This window comes from Arcanobacterium pinnipediorum (genome assembly GCF_023973165.1).
GTDB classification, from domain to species: Bacteria; Actinomycetota; Actinomycetes; order Actinomycetales; family Actinomycetaceae; genus Arcanobacterium; species Arcanobacterium pinnipediorum.
The window spans coordinates 1,703,900-1,722,400 of sequence record NZ_CP099547.1 but is presented as its reverse complement, the minus strand read 5'-3'; the positions used below and the strand labels follow the sequence as shown (position 1 = coordinate 1,722,400).

16 protein-coding genes and 1 tRNA gene are annotated in these 18,501 nt (G+C 51.4%); 11 read left to right on the top strand and 6 right to left on the bottom strand.

Annotated features, from left to right (window positions below; translation table 11 throughout):
* Nucleotides 1-20 precede the first annotated feature (20 nt).
* The 4 genes from NG665_RS07705 to NG665_RS07690 all read right to left on the bottom strand — a co-directional run bounded on the left by NG665_RS07705 (nt 21) and on the right by NG665_RS07690 (nt 4,349).
* On the bottom strand, nt 21-758 hold the full coding sequence (locus tag NG665_RS07705; protein WP_252673127.1) for a response regulator transcription factor: 738 nt from the start codon (nt 756-758) through the stop codon (nt 21-23).
* Nucleotides 759-807: 49 nt separating this feature from the next.
* Complete coding sequence (locus tag NG665_RS07700; RefSeq protein WP_252673126.1) at nt 808-1,395, bottom strand: nuclease; 588 nt, start codon at nt 1,393-1,395, stop codon at nt 808-810.
* A gap of 214 nt (nt 1,396-1,609) precedes the next feature.
* Nucleotides 1,610-2,347, bottom strand: coding sequence for a PspA/IM30 family protein (locus tag NG665_RS07695; protein ID WP_252673125.1), 738 nt, complete (start codon nt 2,345-2,347; stop codon nt 1,610-1,612).
* 109 nt (nt 2,348-2,456) lie between these two features.
* Entirely contained in the window at nt 2,457-4,349 is a 1,893-nt protein-coding gene (locus NG665_RS07690) for a TPM domain-containing protein (RefSeq protein WP_252673124.1), read from the bottom strand.
* A gap of 200 nt (nt 4,350-4,549) precedes the next feature.
* Between NG665_RS07690 and NG665_RS07685 the strand changes: the two genes are divergently transcribed.
* The 11 genes from NG665_RS07685 to NG665_RS07635 all read left to right on the top strand — a co-directional run bounded on the left by NG665_RS07685 (nt 4,550) and on the right by NG665_RS07635 (nt 17,217).
* The gene (locus tag NG665_RS07685) at nt 4,550-4,924 is read left to right on the top strand and encodes a cold-shock protein (RefSeq protein ID WP_252673123.1); all 375 of its coding nucleotides are present in this window, start codon (nt 4,550-4,552) and stop codon (nt 4,922-4,924) included.
* Nucleotides 4,917-5,705, top strand: coding sequence for a DUF3027 domain-containing protein (locus tag NG665_RS07680; protein WP_252673122.1), 789 nt, complete (start codon nt 4,917-4,919; stop codon nt 5,703-5,705). Before NG665_RS07685 ends, NG665_RS07680 begins: the two co-directional genes overlap by 8 nt.
* Before the next feature lie 3 nt (nt 5,706-5,708).
* Nucleotides 5,709-6,950: a mannose-6-phosphate isomerase, class I gene (manA, locus tag NG665_RS07675; protein ID WP_252673121.1), complete on the top strand. Its 1,242-nt coding sequence runs from the start codon at nt 5,709-5,711 to the stop codon at nt 6,948-6,950.
* A 119-nt stretch (nt 6,951-7,069) separates the two neighbouring features.
* A complete protein-coding gene (locus tag NG665_RS07670) occupies nt 7,070-8,515 on the top strand; it encodes an NCS2 family permease (RefSeq protein WP_252674108.1) in 1,446 nt (481 codons plus the stop codon).
* 245 nt (nt 8,516-8,760) lie between these two features.
* Nucleotides 8,761-9,438: a metal-dependent transcriptional regulator gene (locus NG665_RS07665; protein WP_252673120.1), complete on the top strand. Its 678-nt coding sequence runs from the start codon at nt 8,761-8,763 to the stop codon at nt 9,436-9,438.
* Between the two features lie 292 nt (nt 9,439-9,730).
* Nucleotides 9,731-10,456: a C40 family peptidase gene (locus NG665_RS07660; protein ID WP_252673119.1), complete on the top strand. Its 726-nt coding sequence runs from the start codon at nt 9,731-9,733 to the stop codon at nt 10,454-10,456.
* 131 nt (nt 10,457-10,587) lie between these two features.
* Entirely contained in the window at nt 10,588-11,523 is a 936-nt protein-coding gene (locus NG665_RS07655) for a universal stress protein (RefSeq protein ID WP_252673118.1), read from the top strand.
* A gap of 163 nt (nt 11,524-11,686) precedes the next feature.
* Nucleotides 11,687-11,759: transfer RNA gene (locus tag NG665_RS07650), tRNA-Arg, on the top strand.
* Between the two features lie 52 nt (nt 11,760-11,811).
* Nucleotides 11,812-12,717 (top strand): oxygen-dependent tRNA uridine(34) hydroxylase TrhO, encoded by a 906-nt coding sequence (trhO, locus tag NG665_RS07645; protein ID WP_252673117.1) that lies wholly within the window; start codon nt 11,812-11,814, stop codon nt 12,715-12,717.
* 41 nt (nt 12,718-12,758) lie between these two features.
* Nucleotides 12,759-17,006: a PDDEXK-like endonuclease domain-containing protein gene (locus tag NG665_RS07640; protein WP_252673116.1), complete on the top strand. Its 4,248-nt coding sequence runs from the start codon at nt 12,759-12,761 to the stop codon at nt 17,004-17,006.
* Nucleotides 16,993-17,217, top strand: a complete 225-nt coding sequence (locus NG665_RS07635) for a hypothetical protein (protein ID WP_252673115.1) — start codon at nt 16,993-16,995, stop codon at nt 17,215-17,217. Before NG665_RS07640 ends, NG665_RS07635 begins: the two co-directional genes overlap by 14 nt.
* Nucleotides 17,218-17,313: 96 nt before the next feature.
* Here the strand turns inward: NG665_RS07635 and mscL are convergent, their stop codons facing one another.
* Together mscL and NG665_RS07625 are read right to left on the bottom strand one after the other, a co-directional pair.
* Nucleotides 17,314-17,691: a large conductance mechanosensitive channel protein MscL gene (gene mscL, locus NG665_RS07630; protein ID WP_252673114.1), complete on the bottom strand. Its 378-nt coding sequence runs from the start codon at nt 17,689-17,691 to the stop codon at nt 17,314-17,316.
* A 42-nt stretch (nt 17,692-17,733) separates the two neighbouring features.
* Complete coding sequence (locus tag NG665_RS07625; RefSeq protein WP_252673113.1) at nt 17,734-18,393, bottom strand: SAF domain-containing protein; 660 nt, start codon at nt 18,391-18,393, stop codon at nt 17,734-17,736.
* Nucleotides 18,394-18,501: the final 108 nt, after the last annotated feature.

Below are 18,501 nucleotides of genomic sequence, written 5' to 3'. Positions count from 1 at the left end.
AGGGCGATGATCGGCCATGCTTATCTGTCGGCTCGCATAACGTAGCCGATACCGCGTTTAGTGTGAATCAACGGAAGAAGTTCGCTTGCTTGGGTGGGGTCGGTGATTCCTAACGCTTCTGCCGAATCGATTTTTCGACGCAGATACGAAATATAGGATTCGACGATAGAAGCTTCCCCGATCCAGTCGTAATCCCAAACGTGGTCAAGGATTTGTACTTTAGATACCACGCGTTCGGCATTGACCATTAAATAGCGCAACAGCTTGTATTCGGTGGGGGAGAGCTCTACGAGGTGCCCGGCGCGGCGCACCTCGTAGGTATCTTCGTTGATTTCCAGATCGTGGTAGCGGATGATGGCTGAATCTGGTTCGGTTGGATTGGTGCGACGCAAAATGACTTGGATTCGAGTCACGACTTCTTCGAGTGAAAAAGGTTTCGTCACATAGTCGTCTGCACCGGCCGTCAGGCCGTGGAGTTTATCTTCTAGGTCATCTTTTGCGGTGAGGAAAAGGACTGGAACATCTGAGCTGCGCTCGCGGATCCGGCGCAAGACCTCATAGCCATCGAAGTCCGGCAACATGACGTCGAGAACAATCAGATCGGGGGTAAATTCTTGTGATTTATGAACTGCTTGCTGGCCATCGGCTGCCGTATCGACGGTGAATCCGGCGAATTTGAGCGATACGGAGAGAAGCTCGCGGATCGAAGGTTCGTCGTCGACGACGAGAATTTTCGCTGATACTTTTTGTTCTGCCATAGTCAATATTGTTCGTTAGAAAACTGAAAATATTCTGAGAATGTTCGGATTAAAGGTAGGGATATGGATCGAATTCGTCGATATCAACTGGGTGAGTGCGATTAAGTGGTAGGTTAAACGCTTGCACATCTAGTTCGAGATCGTGAATGATGAGCCCTTTATCTTCGAGTTCTGCGATAGGTAGCGCTAAGAATTCACGGAAACACAAGATGGAAACCCGGTGCCCGGCATCTAGGAGGGCTTCAAGTTGCGGTAAATAATCGACATCGTGTGTGCCAACGACAACGTCGGCTCCCGGCTTTTCTTTCAAAATCGCATCCAAGGTGCGCTGGATGCCTTCATCGACGATCTTGCGTTCGGGATCTGTAGAGGTCAACTGAATGGGTTGCCATCCGATTGCCAGTAGCGCTTGGATAAAAGGTGCGGCAGTTCGTTGGGAAACGTTAAGGAAGAATAGGCCGCGCGCGGAGGCTGTATCCGATTGCGTTTCAGGATCCTCGGATTCGGACTGCGCCTGGAACGGGTGGAATTCCAATACGCGATCCCACCGGGGGCGTTCTTCGCCGCGCGGTGGTCGTTTCAAGATATTTACGCCCAATGTGGCATCGATATTTTCACCATCAATAAGAATATACATACTCGTTATCCTAGCGTGGTAGCTAAGGAAATTCAGCGAATTTTCTCGTTAGCGTATTTCGATGGTGATGTAGCCTGCCAAGATAACCGAATGGGTAGTGATAAACCTTTACATTGTTCATCACTACCCATTCAGCCTGCTCATAGCGCAGCTCTTGAAGAGCTCTATAAAAGGCTCAGTTGTTTTTCCGGCCGGTTGGGCTCAGCTACGATATTCAGCCTTCGATCTGATCGACGTCGAGTGAGGCGTTCAACGCAGCGAGGCGAGCTTCAACTTCGGTTTGTGACGTTGAGGATGTTAGCTGCGCAAACTGTTCTTCAAGTGAAGAAGAGGCGACTTCTGCTTTACCAAGTGCAAGAGCTTCTTGGCGGCGCACTGATTCTTCAAACCGGCCAATTTCTGTTGACGGATCGAGAACATTAATTGAACTAATGGCATCTTGGACTTTGTTCTGTGCATCGGCAGACTTTGCACGAGCCACGAGCTGATCGCGCTTTGAGCGCAAATCTTCGAGCTTAGAACGCATCACGTTCAAGCCATCCTTGAGCTTGGTAACAACCTCACGCTGGGAATTAATCATCGGTTCGGCGTCGCGAGCTTCAGTTTCGGCGCTAATTTGGCGTTCAAGGGCGATCTTAGCGAGGTTTTCCATCTTCTGCGCGCCGTCTTCATTTCCCGAAGCGCGCAGTTCGCGTGCCTTTGCAACTGCAGCTTGCGCCTTAGTACCCCACTCACTAGCGGCGCGAACATCTTCATCGTAGTCAGCCTCAGCAAGCCGAAGGTTTCCAACAGTAACAGCAACCGCATCCTCAGCTTCAGCGATTGAGTTGGTGTAATCACGCACCATTTGATCGAGCATCTTTTGTGGATCTTCAGCGCGATCCAAAAGTGCGTTGATATTCGCCTTGGTGAGCTGGGCAATCCGCCCGAGAATTGATTGTTTTTCAGCCATGGTAAAAACCTTTCGTTGTGACTGACTCTTCCAGTCTTATTGTTACCAGATTTGTGTTAAATATGTGATTGTTTTAGATAAAATATAGTATGTGCTCGCTTCGCTCGCCCTAGAATGACTTTCCAAAACCACCGCCATTTGATCCAAAGCCGCCACCGGAACTCCGGCCACCGCCCCATCCTCCGCTATAGCCACGGCGAGAAGAACCGCTCGAAAATGCTCCATAGACCAAGGCACGTAGGGCGCCACTAATAATAACGTCAGTTAAATTGCCGCCACCGTCATCAGAGTCGCGATAGTCTTCGAGATCTGAAAACAGCGCACGATTTGCACGAGAGGCGTAATCCATAGCTGAAATATAAGCAGCTATTTGTTCGTCCACCGGTAGTCCTTGTGCTGAATGGAAAATTGAGTGTGCTCGTTGCAGTAGCGTTCTGGTATCAGCAGAGACAACCTCTCGATACCGAGTCACATCCTCATCTAGGCTCTTCAACTTTGCCTGAGTCTGTTCATAATAGCGCCTCACCTTGGAGTCGATGTGCCGTTTTTGTTCATCTCGTGCGCGCACACCTGCTAACGCCAAATCGAGATTGCGTTCCGCCTGGGAAAGCTGCTCGTTGATGAGCAACAGATCAACCTGCCTGCCTCCGGTAGCCCGAGCAAGAACTTCCTCGGCTTCCTTTTGACGCATCTGGATCGTGGCATCTGCTCCACCTAATCGACGAGCGTCAATAATATCTGCCGAAAGTGATTCAATACCCGCAGCCAGTTGGTCACGTGCTGCCGCCAGTAATTGGGGGGCATCATCTATCCGCTTCACCAACTGAACGGCCTGGTCAAGAACACTTTCGGCCAACCGAGCGTACTGTACTGCCTGGTTTTTCTCTCCACCAGATTCTGCCTTAAGGGCAGTATCCAAATGTGACTCAACCGCTGTGAGCAGGGAGCGAATCTGATCTGGGAAGGCCGACAGCGTCACCAAGGATTCCTTGGGGAAGTTAAACTTTAAGTTTTCTACCTTATCGTCGAGCAACGGAAGCTGTGAGCGTAGCTCACCCGTCCGTTCACTCAATTCAGTGAGTTTCCCCCCAATCCGGTTAGCTAGATCGCGTAACTGCGAAAACTCTTGTGCTTGGGAGCGCATAGCTTGACGTGCCCGCTGGGCAAGACTAAGAATCTGGGTATTCATCTGCTCTTGCTGAGCGGGAGTTTCTGGTTCGTCGTCGTCAAGCAGGCGCCGCAATCCAAACGCCTTGGCAACATCTTGTTGTGCCAACTCAAGTGTTTCCCGGAATTGCGCGGTAGCATCCGTACCAAATTCGAGGCGGGCAAACTCCAGTTCGCTCACGCCGGCGCGAACGTCGTCGTCAGCCGCAAGTAGTTCAGTAGAGGCTCGTCGGGCAAGATCTTGGGAATCGGCTTGGCGAGCTACTAGTTTCTTACGCTTGCGCCAGTAGGCAAACCCTGCAACTCCAGCCCCTCCTAGACCAATAACGCCTAAAGCTGGAAGAATGTTAGGTACTGACGACGTTGGCTGCGAAACCGGCAACGTCGCGCCACCACGCAACGAGCGCACATGTTCGGCGAACAAGGTAAGGCCTTCATCCCAATTGCCTTCATGGAATTCATCGAGCACATCTTGCGTAGTTGCCTGATTCAACAACTCTTTAATATCGCCACTGGGTGAATATGCGTAAAGTTCAGAGGTTCCTATACTAATAACTAACAAACCATCGCCTGACCCTAGCCCAGACTTCTCAAAGGTCTGCTTTGCCCAGAGATTGGGAGGCATAGAATCGAAATCGTCAACTGTGATCACCCACAGATTGCCGTTGGATACTTCAACCATCAGATTAGACAAGGCTGCAACACTGGTTGAGACATCGGCGTAGTCTTCGTAATTTCGCTCCACATCGACAGGCTCAACTGCGTAGGCGGCTGTTGAAAATAGAGACAGCAATCCCGCCAAACAAGCAGCAGCATATACACGTGTGTATTTCATAGCCTTGACCTTCCTCTTAGGTAATAATCCAAATTTATCAAGCCCTTCCCACAATGTGTGGGCGAGCAGATACGCCACCCGCAAAATCATCACCGCGCTACTTGATGGAATACTTTGGCAGTTAAGTGTCATAATATGTGTAGTAAAGTTTTCGTACCGAGAAATTATCTACCAATATTGGAAATGAAAGAGAGAATGCCGTGCCTACTGGAAAAGTAAAGTTCTTCGATGCAGAGAAGGGCTTTGGTTTTATCACTGGCGACGACGGCGCCCAAGTCTACTTACCGCAAAGCGCGGTACCGATTGGGGTTAAGCTTCGTCCAGGAACCAGGGTTGAATATGGTGTGGGAGAAACCCGCCGCGGACCGGCAGCGTTATCGGTTTCGGTAATGAAGAAGGAAGCTTCGTTGCTCGAAGCTAACCGACGTTCCCCGGAAGAGCTTGTGCCACTAATTGAAGATCTCATCAAGATTCTTGATGTGTCCTCAACCCAGTTGCGTCGAGGTCGCTATCCAGAAGGGGGCCCACGAATCGCTCAAGCGTTGCGTGCTCTGGCAGATGATTTCGATGTCTAAGCGTATAAAGCCAAGCAAGAAAGCTGTTAAAGATAAAGTTCTTGGGGGTGCAATCGATTTTGCTCGCCAAGCACTGTTGGATATCACCACCCTAGAACATATCGGTGATCATGTTGGCATGCTTCAAGAAGATGAACGTCTTGTCACTCATGCCTTTGATTGCCTGCTACCGGGATATCGCGGATGGTATTGGGTGGTCTCCCTTGTTCGCGTTCCGCGCGCGAAGAAAGCGTTAGTCGCTGAGCTATCGATTTTGCCTGGTGAAGATGCGTTGTTGGCTCCAGATTGGGTACCGTGGTCTGATCGACTTCACCCATCGGATATTCATCCTTCAGATCGCATGCCGTATAATCCGCATGATCCACTTTTGGTAGCCAACGTTGATCCGGGCTTGGATCAGGGTTTTGAGTCCGTGGGAGTGGATGAAGATGCGATTGCCCTGTGGGAGCTGGGTTTAGGCCGTGCTCGAATCATGTCTGAGCAGGGACGTTCGCAAACCTATCGGCGTTGGTATCGATCCGATGCTGGGCCGCGAAATCAGGCCACTCGGGACGCGAAGGCTCCGTGCTCTACATGCGGTTATTTGTTGCATATGGGTGGTTCGGCGCGCCAACTCTTTGGGGTTTGCGCCAATGAGTGGTCTGCTTTCGATGGCCGAGTTGTTTCGATGGATCATGGTTGTGGTTCACACTCCGAAACTGATGTCGCATATCGAGAACCCCTGTGGGAGCAGGCATCGCCTGTTATTGACGACGTCAATATTGAGGTTGCAAAGCAGTAGTGCATGAAGTTCTTGCAGGGGAGAGTTCGCGAGTACTCGTGGGGATCGCATAGTGCGATCCCCCAACTTTTCGGTTATGCGCCACATAGCCACCCCGTGGCCGAGCTATGGTTTGGTGCCCACCCTACTGCGCCGTCGTTCATTTCGGATAATCCGGCAACACGCGCCTACGAACCGGCTAGCTTGTCCGGCACGCAATCACCTGGCCATTCACTTGCTGATCTGATTGCCACAGATCCCAACACTGTTCTTGGGCGTGACATTGTGGCACGCTACGGCTCGCAACTACCGTTTTTGTTAAAACTGATTGCCCCTGATGAGCCGTTATCGCTACAAGTCCATCCTTCGTTAGCGCAAGCCCAGGCTGGGTTTGCGCGAGAAAACGATGCTGGTTTACAGATTTGCGATCCGATGCGTTGTTATCCAGATGCAAACCATAAACCGGAGATGGTCTACGCACTATCGAAGTTCGAGGCGTTAGTTGGTTTTCGTAGCCCGCGCCGCATTTTAAGTGTGTTAGCTGGTCTAGATTCTTCGATTGCGCGTCAGCTTCACGCGATAATACTTGCCGAACCGAATACGAACGGCGTCCAGCGGGCTTTTTCAACGCTCATTTCTCACCACACTCGCCCTTCGGGCGCCCAAGTTCAAGAATTGGTCCAGGCGTGTTCCCGCCGGAATCCGCACGAGTCTCCCTCGCCGCGTGCCGACGCGCTCGCGGTACGTATCGCTCATTTTTATCCTCAAGATCCGGGGGTGGTGGCTTCGTTATTGCTCAATCCGGTGACGTTGCATCCCGGCGAGGCGTTGTTCACTCCCGCCGGGATTGTCCACGCCTATATTTCCGGTTTAGGCGTGGAAGTGATGGCAGCTTCAGATAATGTGTTGCGCGCAGGCTTGACGCGCAAGCACATGGATGTTGATGAACTTTTGCGCATTACTGATACGGTTGCCGCGCCACCGATTAGGATTGCTGCCGAGCGCATCACTGCGGTGCAATCGACGTTCTATGTGCCGGTAGATGATTTCGAGTTGTCGGTTGTTTCGTTACGGCACGCAGATGAGCGGGTTGCTATTCGTGGTTGTGGTCCACGTATCATTTTGTGTGTGCGAGGCGCAGCTCAGTTGTGGGTCAATGGGGAGAATTACTTTGTTAATACTGGGCAATCCATATTTTTAGGTGATAACGACGGCGAGGTTTATGTTCGCGGCGCCGGGGAATTAGTCCAGGTAGAATCCCCGTAATCTTAAAGTTTGAGAACAATACGTCTCAGGATTTGGCATTGTTCTGATTTGTGCCTTTGCCGTGTGCGAAAGTAGAGCAAGTGAACAGCACTACGGGAGCTGCCCCAGTAAAACAGCCAATGACTGAGTCCTCATCTCCCTCCGTCGTCGAGAAGTACTTCAAAGTAGCAGAACGTGGTTCTTCGCTACTTCAAGAAGTTCGTGGCGGCATCGTGACCTTCTTCTCTATGGTCTATATCCTCGTCTTGAATCCGATCATCTTATCTGGTCCAGATTCAACTGGCGCTTTCCTTGGCGGGGGTTTGGAACCAAACATTCCTGCTATCGCAGCCGCCACGGCGCTGGTTGCTGGAATTATGTCAATCTTGATGGGTGCGGCGGCTAACTTCCCCATAGCTTTGGCAGCCGGTCTCGGCCTGAACGGCATGATTGCGGGCTTCGTGCAAATTCCAGGAATGACTTGGGCAGATGGCATGGGAATTGTCGTCCTCGAAGGTATCGTGATCGTGTTATTGGTGCTTACCGGGTTACGCGAAGCCATATTCCGGGCGGTTCCTAAATTCCTACGTTCAGCAATCTCGGTAGGCATTGGCCTTTTTATTGCCTTCATTGGCTTGGTCAACGCGGGTATCGTGCGACCAGGTCAGGGCGTTATTGTTTCGTTTGCTGTTAATAACTCGATTTCTACATGGCCCCTTGTCGTCTTTATCGTTGCTCTGCTAACCATCATCGTTTTGATGGTTCGCCGTGTGAAAGGCGCCCTGCTTATCGGCATCGTTACTGGCACTCTCTTAGCAATCGTCATCGAAAAGATCTTCGGTTTACATCAACTCAGCCATGACGATCCAGGAAGCTGGGGTTTAACTGTTCCTGCCTTCCCTGGTTCACCGGTTCAAATTCCAGATTTTTCAACCGTCGGTCAATTCTCGATCGTTGGACCATTCGAAAAGCTCGGAGTCATCGCGGTTATCGTTTTGACCTTCTCAATCATGTTGGCCGACTTCTTCGATACCTTAGGTACGATGGTTGCAGTGGGTACAGAAGCTGGTTTAGTTGATGAGCGTGGTCAACTTCCACGCACACGCCACATTTTGCTGATCGACTCTCTCGGTGTTGTTGCTGGTGGTGTGGGCGGCGTATCAACCAACACCTCTTTCGTTGAGTCCTCCACCGGCGTTGCCGAAGGTGCTCGTACTGGTATTTCTTCAATAGTTACTGGCGTTGCTTTCTTGTTAGCAACTTTCCTTTCTCCGCTATTCGCAATTGTGCCGAGTGAAGCTGCTGCTCCGGCACTCGTCGTCGTCGGCTTTTTGATTATGCAACAAGTTGCCGAAATCGCATGGCAAGAGCTACGCATCGCCATCCCATCCTTTATGGCGATCGTCTTCATGCCATTTACTTACTCGATTACCGTCGGTATCGGTTTTGGATTCATTGTTCACGTCCTTGTTGAAGTAGTGGCGGGCAATGCAAAGAAGGTCCATCCGTTGATGTATCTGACCAGCGTTGTATTCTTTATATATTTCGCACTCGAACCGATCAGTTACTTATTGGGAATCAAGTAACTCTCAATTTGCTAGTGCGTTGAGTCGAGCCGGTAGCTAACCGGCTCGACTCAATGCTTTGTGGAGTGCGGAAGTTACGGTGGTAGAAGAGCTGGGGTTAGGTCAGCTAAATATGGTGTATCTCGTTGTTAGTATGGCGATGAGGAATTGCGTGCTATAGGAATAGCTAGCGCAACGAACGCGTTGAAATTTGTAGATGTAATTTAGTGCGATCAAGTAAGATAGCTTGCAGGAAGAGGTGGAATATGAATGATTTACTAGACACCACAGAGATGTATTTGAAAACCATATACGAGCTGATTGAAGAAGGTGTTCCACCGTTGCGCGCTCGGATAGTTGAGCGGTTGAGTCAGTCCGGCCCAACAGTGTCTGAAACTGTAGCGCGTTTAGAGCGCGATGGGCTCATTGTAATGAAAGCTAATCGGGAAATGTCGTTCACCTCCGAAGGTTACATTCGAGCTGCGGGAGTGATGCGCCGCCACCGCTTGGCTGAACTTATGTTAGTCAACGTTGTCAATATGCCGTGGTCCGAAGTTCATAACGAGGCGTGCCGATGGGAACATGCGATGTCTAATGAGGTTGCAGAACGCATCAGTGCGATGCTCGGTCACCCCACGCGCGATCCTTTTGGTAACCCGGTGCCAAGCAGTGATCCGCAACCTGACGATGTTCATTGCGGGTGTGATGATGGCCTGATCGCGCTCGATGATCCGGCGGTTGTTGGGCAAAAGATTAAGATTGAACGGATCGCTGAGGTGTTGCAAGTCGATAGCGATAGTTTAGATAATTTGCGCGAGTTAGGGCTCGTGCCGCAAGCAGAGGGAAGCGTTGAGTCCGTCAAACCTTCGGTTGTTGAGCTTGGAGATGTGCGGATTGCGATCCCGGATGAGTGGGCTACCCATATTTTCGTTTCGCTTCAATAATATGGATCGTTCAGCTGAGCGTGGCAGCGGAGCACATATATAACGAAGAATCGTGGAAAATAACAAAATGTAACAAAATATAACGTTCCTGTAACATGAATCACTGCGGTTAGTTTTCGTTGGTATTTCGCGGAAAGTTGCGCAATGTGAGTGGGGTTTGGTGTGCTGTTGTTATATTTGTGTGTTCAATTGTTGCCTAATCGTTATAAACGCTGTAATCTCTTTCTTGTGCCTACGGGTGCGTTAGATTTTATCTGACAACCAAAACCTAGACATAAATGGAGAAAAAGCTATGGGCCGTCATTCGATGCCAAAGACCGTAGATGTCAAGAACCCAAATGCGGTTCGTGGCTTAGCCTTGGCAGGAGCTCTCGGCATTATCGCCGGTGCCGGTATTCCAGTAGCAGTTGCTGCTCCTGAGGGTCAGCAGAAAAATATCTCTGCCGATAGCTTGAATGCTTCAGTTTCCCTCAGTGGAAAGGTTGCGACAGCCAAAACCACTGATGTGCAAAGCATTTCGCTCGAAGATGCTAACGAAGGTGAATGGTCCATCCAGGCAGTAGATGCTCAGATCGATCTTGGCAGTGCAGTAGTCGAAGCAGTAGATAATGCTCCAGCTCCAAGTGTTGCGCGTTCTAACGGCGGTCAAGCATCCGGCGGGCGCGTTGCTGTAAATGCCCCTGCTATGATCTCTGGTGACATCGCCTCAATCGCACGTGCCTACGTCGGAACACCTTATGTGTGGGCTGGTACTACGCCAGCTGGATGGGATTGCTCTGGTTTCACCCAGTGGGTATATGCACAAGTAGGTATCTCCTTGCCACACAACTCCGAAGGTCAGCTCGCTGCCGGTACGATTATTTCCCAAGCTGAAGCACAGCCAGGCGATCTCGTATGGTGGCCAGGGCACGTCGGTATCTACACCGGAAACGGCATGCATGTGGCAGCTCGATACCCAGGTGCGGGAACGCTTGAAGGTGAACTTTACGGTAGCCCAACATTTGTCCGCATCGGCTAATATTTAATCTTTAGTAATTGGGGGTAAGCATAATGCTTACCCCCAATTACTATATTTCAACCAGTATTCTCAGTGACACCTGACACAGTTTGCAAATCGTGCAATAATAAAAGTGATCGAAGGAGATTGCTATGTCACACGAGAATATCGTTGTTGTTGGAGTCGATGGTTCACGAGGTGCTTCAAGTGCACTGATGTGGGCACACGCGCAAGCCAAAGCTCGCAACGCTCGCCTGCATCTTGTATGCGTCTATGAACTACCTAGCTATGCGCCAGAGTTTATGGCCCCAAGTGCACTGAGTATTCCCGCCGAGGATAGCGGTTATTTGCGTTCAGCTGCCGAGAAAATGATTCAAGAAAAAGCTCAGGCACTCCAAGGGCAAGGAGTTGAGGTAACGTGGTCGCTCGAATTCGGTGACCCAACTGAGGTGCTTGTGGAGATGTCGAAGAAAGTCGCCCTCGTCGTCGTCGGTGGCCGTGAACCCAACTCCAGCTCGCTAGCGGATCGGCTACTGCGAACCGTCTCTTCAGCTGTGCCGTCTAACGGATACTGCCCAACCGTTGTAGTTCCATCCCAGCACGAAGTCAAGGACGTGCCAATTAAACATATCGTCGTAGGTGTAGACGGTTCGGAACACGCTAAAACCGCGCTGCAACGTGCAGTGTGGGAAGCAGATCGCTGGAATGCGCGACTATCTATTGTGGCTACCGTCAATACGGCAGCTGCAACCTGGATTCCAGCAGATAGCCTCCACGACGGCTTCTTAGACGAAGTCTCCGAATCAGTTCGGGCGCAACTTGCCGAAGTTGACGAAGGGCGCCAGATCGACGTCGACATCCACGCCATCGAAGGCAATCCGGCTGAAGTTCTCGCCGAGTTCTCCCATGAAGTCGATCTTGTTGTGATCGGAACTCGGGGTCGAGGCGGATTCGCTGGTCTGCTCCTGGGATCAACCTCGCAAACTGTGCTCTCTACAACCGCTTGCGCAACGATGGTTGTTCCGCGTCGCGTCCGGCCAGGAGACGACGTGGGCCCGCAGCCACAACAAGCTGAATCAGACCAGTAAGTGACTGTGCAATAGTCAACTAAAGTCTGCACGTATCTGCCACACCGAGCCCAATCTGAGCACAAGACCAATACCACGGTTAAACCTCTCGGTATGGTGAGGTTCATTGATGCTGGCTATATCAGTTAGACTAGGTAAGGACTCTTCATCCAAGAAAGTCCATGCCCTCGTAGCTCAGTGGATAGAGCACGGCTCTCCTAAAGCCGGTGTCGTAGGTTCGATTCCTATCGGGGGCACGCCTGGTTCCATCAGAACAGCTCTGGTGATAGTGCATAAAGGGGAAATACTGTGGCAATTTCGCGAGTTTTACTTTTCTACAAATTCACGCCCATCGCTGATCCGCAGGCGATTAAGCTTTGGCAGTGGGATTTATGTGAGCGCCTAAAGTTGCGCGGGCGCATCCTGATTTCCCAGCATGGAATCAATGGCACCGTGGGTGGGACAATTCAAGCATGCAAAGCATACGTAAAACGCATGAAACAGTATCCTGAATTTGCTGACATTGAATGGAAGATCTCCGAAGGCCTTGGCACAGACGCTGACGGCTACGCATCTGATTTTCCGCGCCTCTCAGTCAAAGTGCGCAAAGAAATCGTAGCGTTCGGTGCTCCAGATGAACTAGAAGTTGACGAGAACGGCATCGTTGGCGGCGGCCGCCATGTCCGCCCCGAAGAAGTTGAACAGATCATCGCACAGAACCCAGATCTGGTTTTCTTCGATGGCCGCAATGCTATTGAAGCGCAAGTAGGGCGTTTTGACGGTGCAATTGTGCCACCAACATCAACCACGCATGATTTTATTTCACTGCTCGATTCAGGTGAATATGATGACCTGAAAGACAAACCAATTTTGGCATACTGCACGGGCGGAATCCGCTGCGAAGTGCTGACCGCACTGATGAAAAAGCGCGGTTTTTCCAAGGTAATGCAGCTCCATGGCGGTATTGTTCGCTACGGCGAAATGTTTGGCAACACTGGACGCTGGAAGGGGTCACTTACCGTTTTCGACAACCGTGAAGTGATGGACTTCGACGGCGGCGACGTTAGCCTCATTGGAACCTGCCATTCGTGTGGTGCGTCAACTAACACGTTACACAACTGCGATGAGCCTTCGTGCCGCGAGCGACTTGTCACATGCCAAACGTGCGCACAGCAACCAGTTTTCTGTCAAGAGCACGCAGTAGCGCTCGCGTGAAAATAGCTAGAAGAATATGACGACGGCGAGAGGTGTAGAACGTGAGTTTATTTAAATGGAAAAAGGAAACTCAACCGGACCAGTTTCCGGTAGCTGACCACAGCGACGACGTCGACGAACCTAGCGCAGTTGAACAAACTCCAGATCCAGTTGCTGAACCCGCCCTTCCTACGCGTACCCCAGAACTACATGCCTCGCGCGAAATCCTCATAGGCCAGGCCTATGAGCGGTGGCATGCTGAGCTCGCGGAGCTAGTCCAGCGCGCAGACCAACGTGAAGCTGAGCGCAGTCCGGGGCGTATTGATCTGACTCAAATCCATCCCACGGGCTCAGCACAGTTCTACGCATATCAAGCTACGCGCCTATCGTCGTTGATACGCGAAGAGCGCGCTCTCGCGCAGGCAAAAACTCAACTATTACGGCTGCGCGACGAACTCCATATCGCTACCCAAACCTATGGCCATGCACCGGCAAGTCTGGCTGTGGGTGTCATGACATGGACCGAACTACCTGAACCAGAAGTAACCGAGGCGTTAGTCAATGCTTATACTGCTACTGGCGAGTTGCAGTTATCGCCCGAAAATTATCTTAACGATCTAGGATCAAGCGACCAATCAGTTGATGATGCGCCCACACAGGTAGCCGATAGTAGTGCAGCTGAGCCAGATACGCCCCCAACTATTCGCCAAGCGCGAGTTATTCGAGAGGTTGCGGTATATCGTCCCGTTCGGCTTTTCTTCCATGACCAAAAAGACGCACTCATTCAACTCACCCCAGCCGTTGACATCAATACCGCAGTGATTCGAGCCTTGCGCAACCACGGAGCGGTTGCCGAAGAACTAGCTAATCTACGCCAGTTAGCAAGTGAGGATGGCCCAGTTGACGTGCTCATCACGCGATTAACGGAATTGGGCCGAATCTACTTGCCGGGCTTTACATACGAACCCCACGTCACGTTAGGCTCATTCTTCCAGCCAGAACGCACGATGCTTGCCGATCTCGAGGCGATGGAACCCTATATTCGCACCTCGGGTACCATGCTTGCCCTGGCTGGAGACGAAGAAGCTCGCCAGCTATCGTCGTTGCCATTATCGCCAGGTAACCCCAAAGATCGCCATCCCGAACAAGAACGCGGAGTGGGTGATTTAGATCCAGCAGAGCTCGACGTCGTTGAGGCAGTGGCCGCAGGACGGTCAATCGTCGTGGATTGCCCGCCAGGCTCCCAACGCTACGAAACTATGGCAGCAATTGCTGCTGACACGGTTGCTTCGGGTCGCTCGCTCATCGTCGTCCCATCGCGAGCATCAAGCGCAGCGCAACTAGTGGCGGAACTTGATCGCCGCGGTCTGGGCTCGCTGGTTGCCGATTTTTCCGACGTCGAAGCAATCCCCATGCGGTTACGCACCGGCATGCGTGTAGAACGCCCCGATCTGCCAACCGATGAAACACTCGAACGCCGTACAGAACTCATGCGCGTGCGCACCGAACTCGAAACCTTCATGTACGAGTTGCATGACGTCGATCCGCACTGGGGTGTGTCGGTTTATGACTTGTTGGAAAAACTTGCAGCTTCCACCCAAGGTAATCATGCTCCAGTGACGAAAGTGCGCTTCGACGCTCAGACGCTAGATGAGATCTCGGGAGAGAATCTGGAATCGATCTACGAACTTTTGACTACTGCTGGGCACCGGCATGCCTTCGATCCTGAGGTTGCACATTCTGCCTGGAATACAACTGATATTGCCGATCCTGCGCTAGGTAACCAGGCTTTGGATGCAGTGCGCCGGCTCCATGAAATCTCAATACCAGCAGTTGTTGCGCAGTCCTCGCGTGCAGCGGGAGAAACCGGGTTGCGCCAGGCAGATACCGTGAGTCAGTGGCGCGAACAAATCGAGGTTCTTGACGGTATTTCGCAGTCTCTCGACATTTTCTTACCCCAGATTTTTGAAACCTCAGCAATGGACATGGTTATTGCGAGTGCTTCGCGCCAGTGGCGGGAAGCCAATGGGTATTCCATGCGTGGTTCGGAGCGTCGTAGGTTCAAAAAGCAGGCCCAGGATTTGATTCGCCCAGGTGTTGTGGTTAAGGATCTGCACGCCGAGCTCCTCAAAGTCCAAGAACGTAGGGAGACTTGGCGCCGATACACTGCCGAGGGTGGATGGCCACAGTTGCCTCAAGGATTGAATCAAATCCGTTCCACAAGTGCCGAACTATTTGCTGATCTTGATTTCCTTTCTGAGCATCTTGGTGGAGAGAACTTCTTTTCGTTGGAGTTTGCCCAGCTCGAAGAGCGTATCGCTCACTTGGCAACTGATGCGCCACATATGGCGATCTTGCCCGAACGCAATGCGGCGCTCAATGAGTTGCGCAGTCGTGGTCTAGGAAGATTCCTCGACGATATGATTGCGCGCGCGGTGCGTGCAGAAAGTATCGAAGCAGAGTTCGAACTGGCATACTGGTCTTCTGTTTTTGAACAACTCATTGTGCACTCGACGTCGTTGGCTCATCTTGGCCCACAGGATCTGTCGCGGCTCTTACGAGCTTTCCGTGATTTGGATACGGTGCACTGCGAGTCAATGGCTGGTCCGGTAAAATTTGCGGTAGTTAATAACGCGCGTAGTCTTATGATCGATCGTCGCAACGATACGTTGAAACTCGATAGCATGTTGGCTTCCAGTGGAGTGTCAGTGCTGCGCGATGTTATTGCAACCTATCAGCGACTGGTCCAGGTAGCGCGACCGATCTGGATCGTCCCGGCAACTATCGCTGCTGAATTCATCCCGCCCATGCCGTGGGTTGATGTGGTGATGATGGATATTTCCGATAATGCTACTGTTGCTTCAGTTGCGTCGTCAATGACTCGTGGCCGGCAAGTCGTCGCCATGGGAGATGTACGCCGTGCGCAGTTTGTTGAGCGCGAAAATGGTGTTATGCGTGCGTTATCGGCAGTCCTGCCAGTACGCCAATTGCCGGCAAATCGGATAAAGTTAGACGACTTGTCGATTCGGACGTTACGCAACCATGGCTATGATGATGTCTTAGTAGATATTCCATCCGTTTCCCGATCCGAGAAATCGAAACTGGTTGTTGTTGACGGACGCGGAGTTCCGAGTGCTTCTGGCAACGGAGCCGTAGTGGCGCCAAAAGTCGAAGTAGATGCTGTTGTTGAAGCAATTCTTTCTCATGCGATGGATCGCCCAGATGAATCGCTCGCTGTTATCACAGTCTCGTCCACACATGCACAGCGGATACGTGATGCCTTGCGGCATGTGGGCACCCATTCTGCAGAACTTTCTCAATTGTATAGTGGGCACAACGGCGAACCGTTTGTGGTAGTCGATATTATGGCCGCTAGTGGAATTCGCCGTGACCATGTGATTCTTTCAGTTGGCTATGGCAAGACCGTTCACGGACGCGTGCTGCATTCATTTGGCATGTTATCGACTCCGGCAGGTTTTGCCGGGATGATTGACGCAATTGAAGCTGCCCGTGCTTCGATGACCATCATTTCTTCCATCGCTCCGGGCGAGATTTCATTTAACAGAGTGACAACTCCAGGTCCGCGACTGCTAGCAGATCTTTTATCCGAAGCTGGTGGCTACCATAGCCAAAGCATGATCACGGATGATTCACAGGAGGTAGCGCCGCTTTTAGCAGATTTGGCACAGCGGATCGAAGCTGCTGGTTTCGTGACACGAGCAAATGTTGGCAGTGGCCAATGGCGTATTCCGTTGGTTGTGGGGCATCCCAAGATTCGTGATCAATGGGCTGTGGCTGTGATGTATGACGATAATGACTACACTCAGATAGAGTCTATTCGCCGGCGCGATCGGCATCGCTTTGCGACGCTGGAAGCTCATGGATGGGCTGTTTACCAAACTTTTTCGACGTCGCTATTCGTCGATCCGCAAGGTGAAGCACAACGCGTCATTGACTTGGTTTATGCCGCAACTGATCTCCTACATGAGCCGTCTGCTACTGGCTTAGTGCACTCGAATGGAGAAGAAGATCAGGACTCACCGCTACCGCATTCCACTACGGGCAATGGTTCTGTAGCCAGAGCGCGCGGCCAACGCCCAGCGATCATGCCGGGGTTACAGATTGCTGGCTATACAGATAACGAGCTCGAAGATCTCATCACCTGGATTGCCTCAGACGGAATTGAGCGTAACGTAACGCAGTACGTCACCGAGGTTCGCCATGAATTAGCGTTGCGTCGCGGTAGCCAGATCGAACGTGTGTTGGCTAATATCGTGCGACGGATGGGAGTTGCCCGTGACGGGGAATAAAAAATCTCGTCGCGTGGTTCGCTTGTCGCGAGTAGATGCGCAACGGCTCGCTAATGGTGAGATTACTACGCCAGAAGAGGCTGTACATATATCAGATGCGCGGACGATTTTGCCTAAGGTCGAGCCGATTCAAGTTCGCACTGGGCAGGCTCTAGATGCCCACGAGAGACAACTTTTAGAAAATATCCCGCCGCACTTTGGAAAGCTGTAACGTTTATTTTCGTGCCACACTCGTTACTGAGCTGGGGTAGTTAGCCCAGTTAGGCCGGGATAGTTGGCCTCAGTCAGTAACGAGTGGCGTGTGTTTTTATTTGTGTGCGAGCAAGTCACGAATCTCAGTTAGTAGTTGAATATCTTGTGCGGGCGGTGTGGTTTCAGGTTCGACTTTCTTGCGTGCTTTGAGGGCGTTCATCGGCATAACAACTGCGAAATAGATAGCGGCCGCGACGATAATGAAGTTAGCGACAGCGGTGAGGAAGAATCCAGGCTGGATTGCTGTTTGGCCGATATGGAATTCGCCGATGTGATCGAACTTGGGTTGGCCGAAGAGTGCTGAGATCAACGGCATAATGACTTTTTCAGTTAGTGAGGAGATCACGGGAGAAAAAGCTGCGCCGATGACGACGGCTACGGCGAGTTCAACCACATTGCCGCGGTTGATGAAGTCCTTAAATCCTTTGAGCATATAGGTTCCTTGAAAAATAGCTGGGCTAACTTGATACAAGTGTTATTCACTAGGCGTATGGGAAAGCACTGCTAATAGTGGAGTGCGCGTCCCGGCGCCCAGAATTACTTTAACTGTTGAGTCAGGTATTTCTAAGAAGAACCTCATGGTGTCGGGCATGTCACGGAAGAAAGTTGATTCTCCAGTGCTTTGGGCAACTCCGGCAACTCGAATATGGCGCGCAATCAGCTCCGCTTCGCCACTTCCCTCACCAAAGCTATCGGGGGCAGGTGCGAACAAGTCAATGTAGCTTCCCGTTTGTAGCATAGATAGTCCGCCAGTATCAGCAAGCAATACCGGAGCTATGACGAAACCAGGGCGCGGTTTAGCTAGAACCTCAGGGGAGAGCACCTGATTCTTCCCGATCGCAGCTCCGGAAGACACAGGCGTTAGAAGGTGAAATCCGACGAGATCTGCCGGATCGGTGGCCATGTCGGGTAAGAGATCGTGTACGAGGTTGGTCTCCACATCATCTGCTGATAATTCGTGGCCAGCCGGTAGATCGGCTGACGCCACAACTGCCGGGTAACGAGGCTGGTTCGTCAACGTTATTGTGGATAAAACGTTGTGCGCTATTAGTGTTGTGAACACCAGGATTGTCACCCAGCGCCAGCGCCACAGCGTAGCTCGAAAACGGCGGTAAGTTGAGATTGAAGTAGGCATGTATTGATTGTGCCAATTTCTAGGTAGGCTTCCGGCCAGTGCGCCGCTTCTTGTGGATAAATCTCAATGGAACATTAGTGTGGAAAATAAGTAGATCACACCCAGATT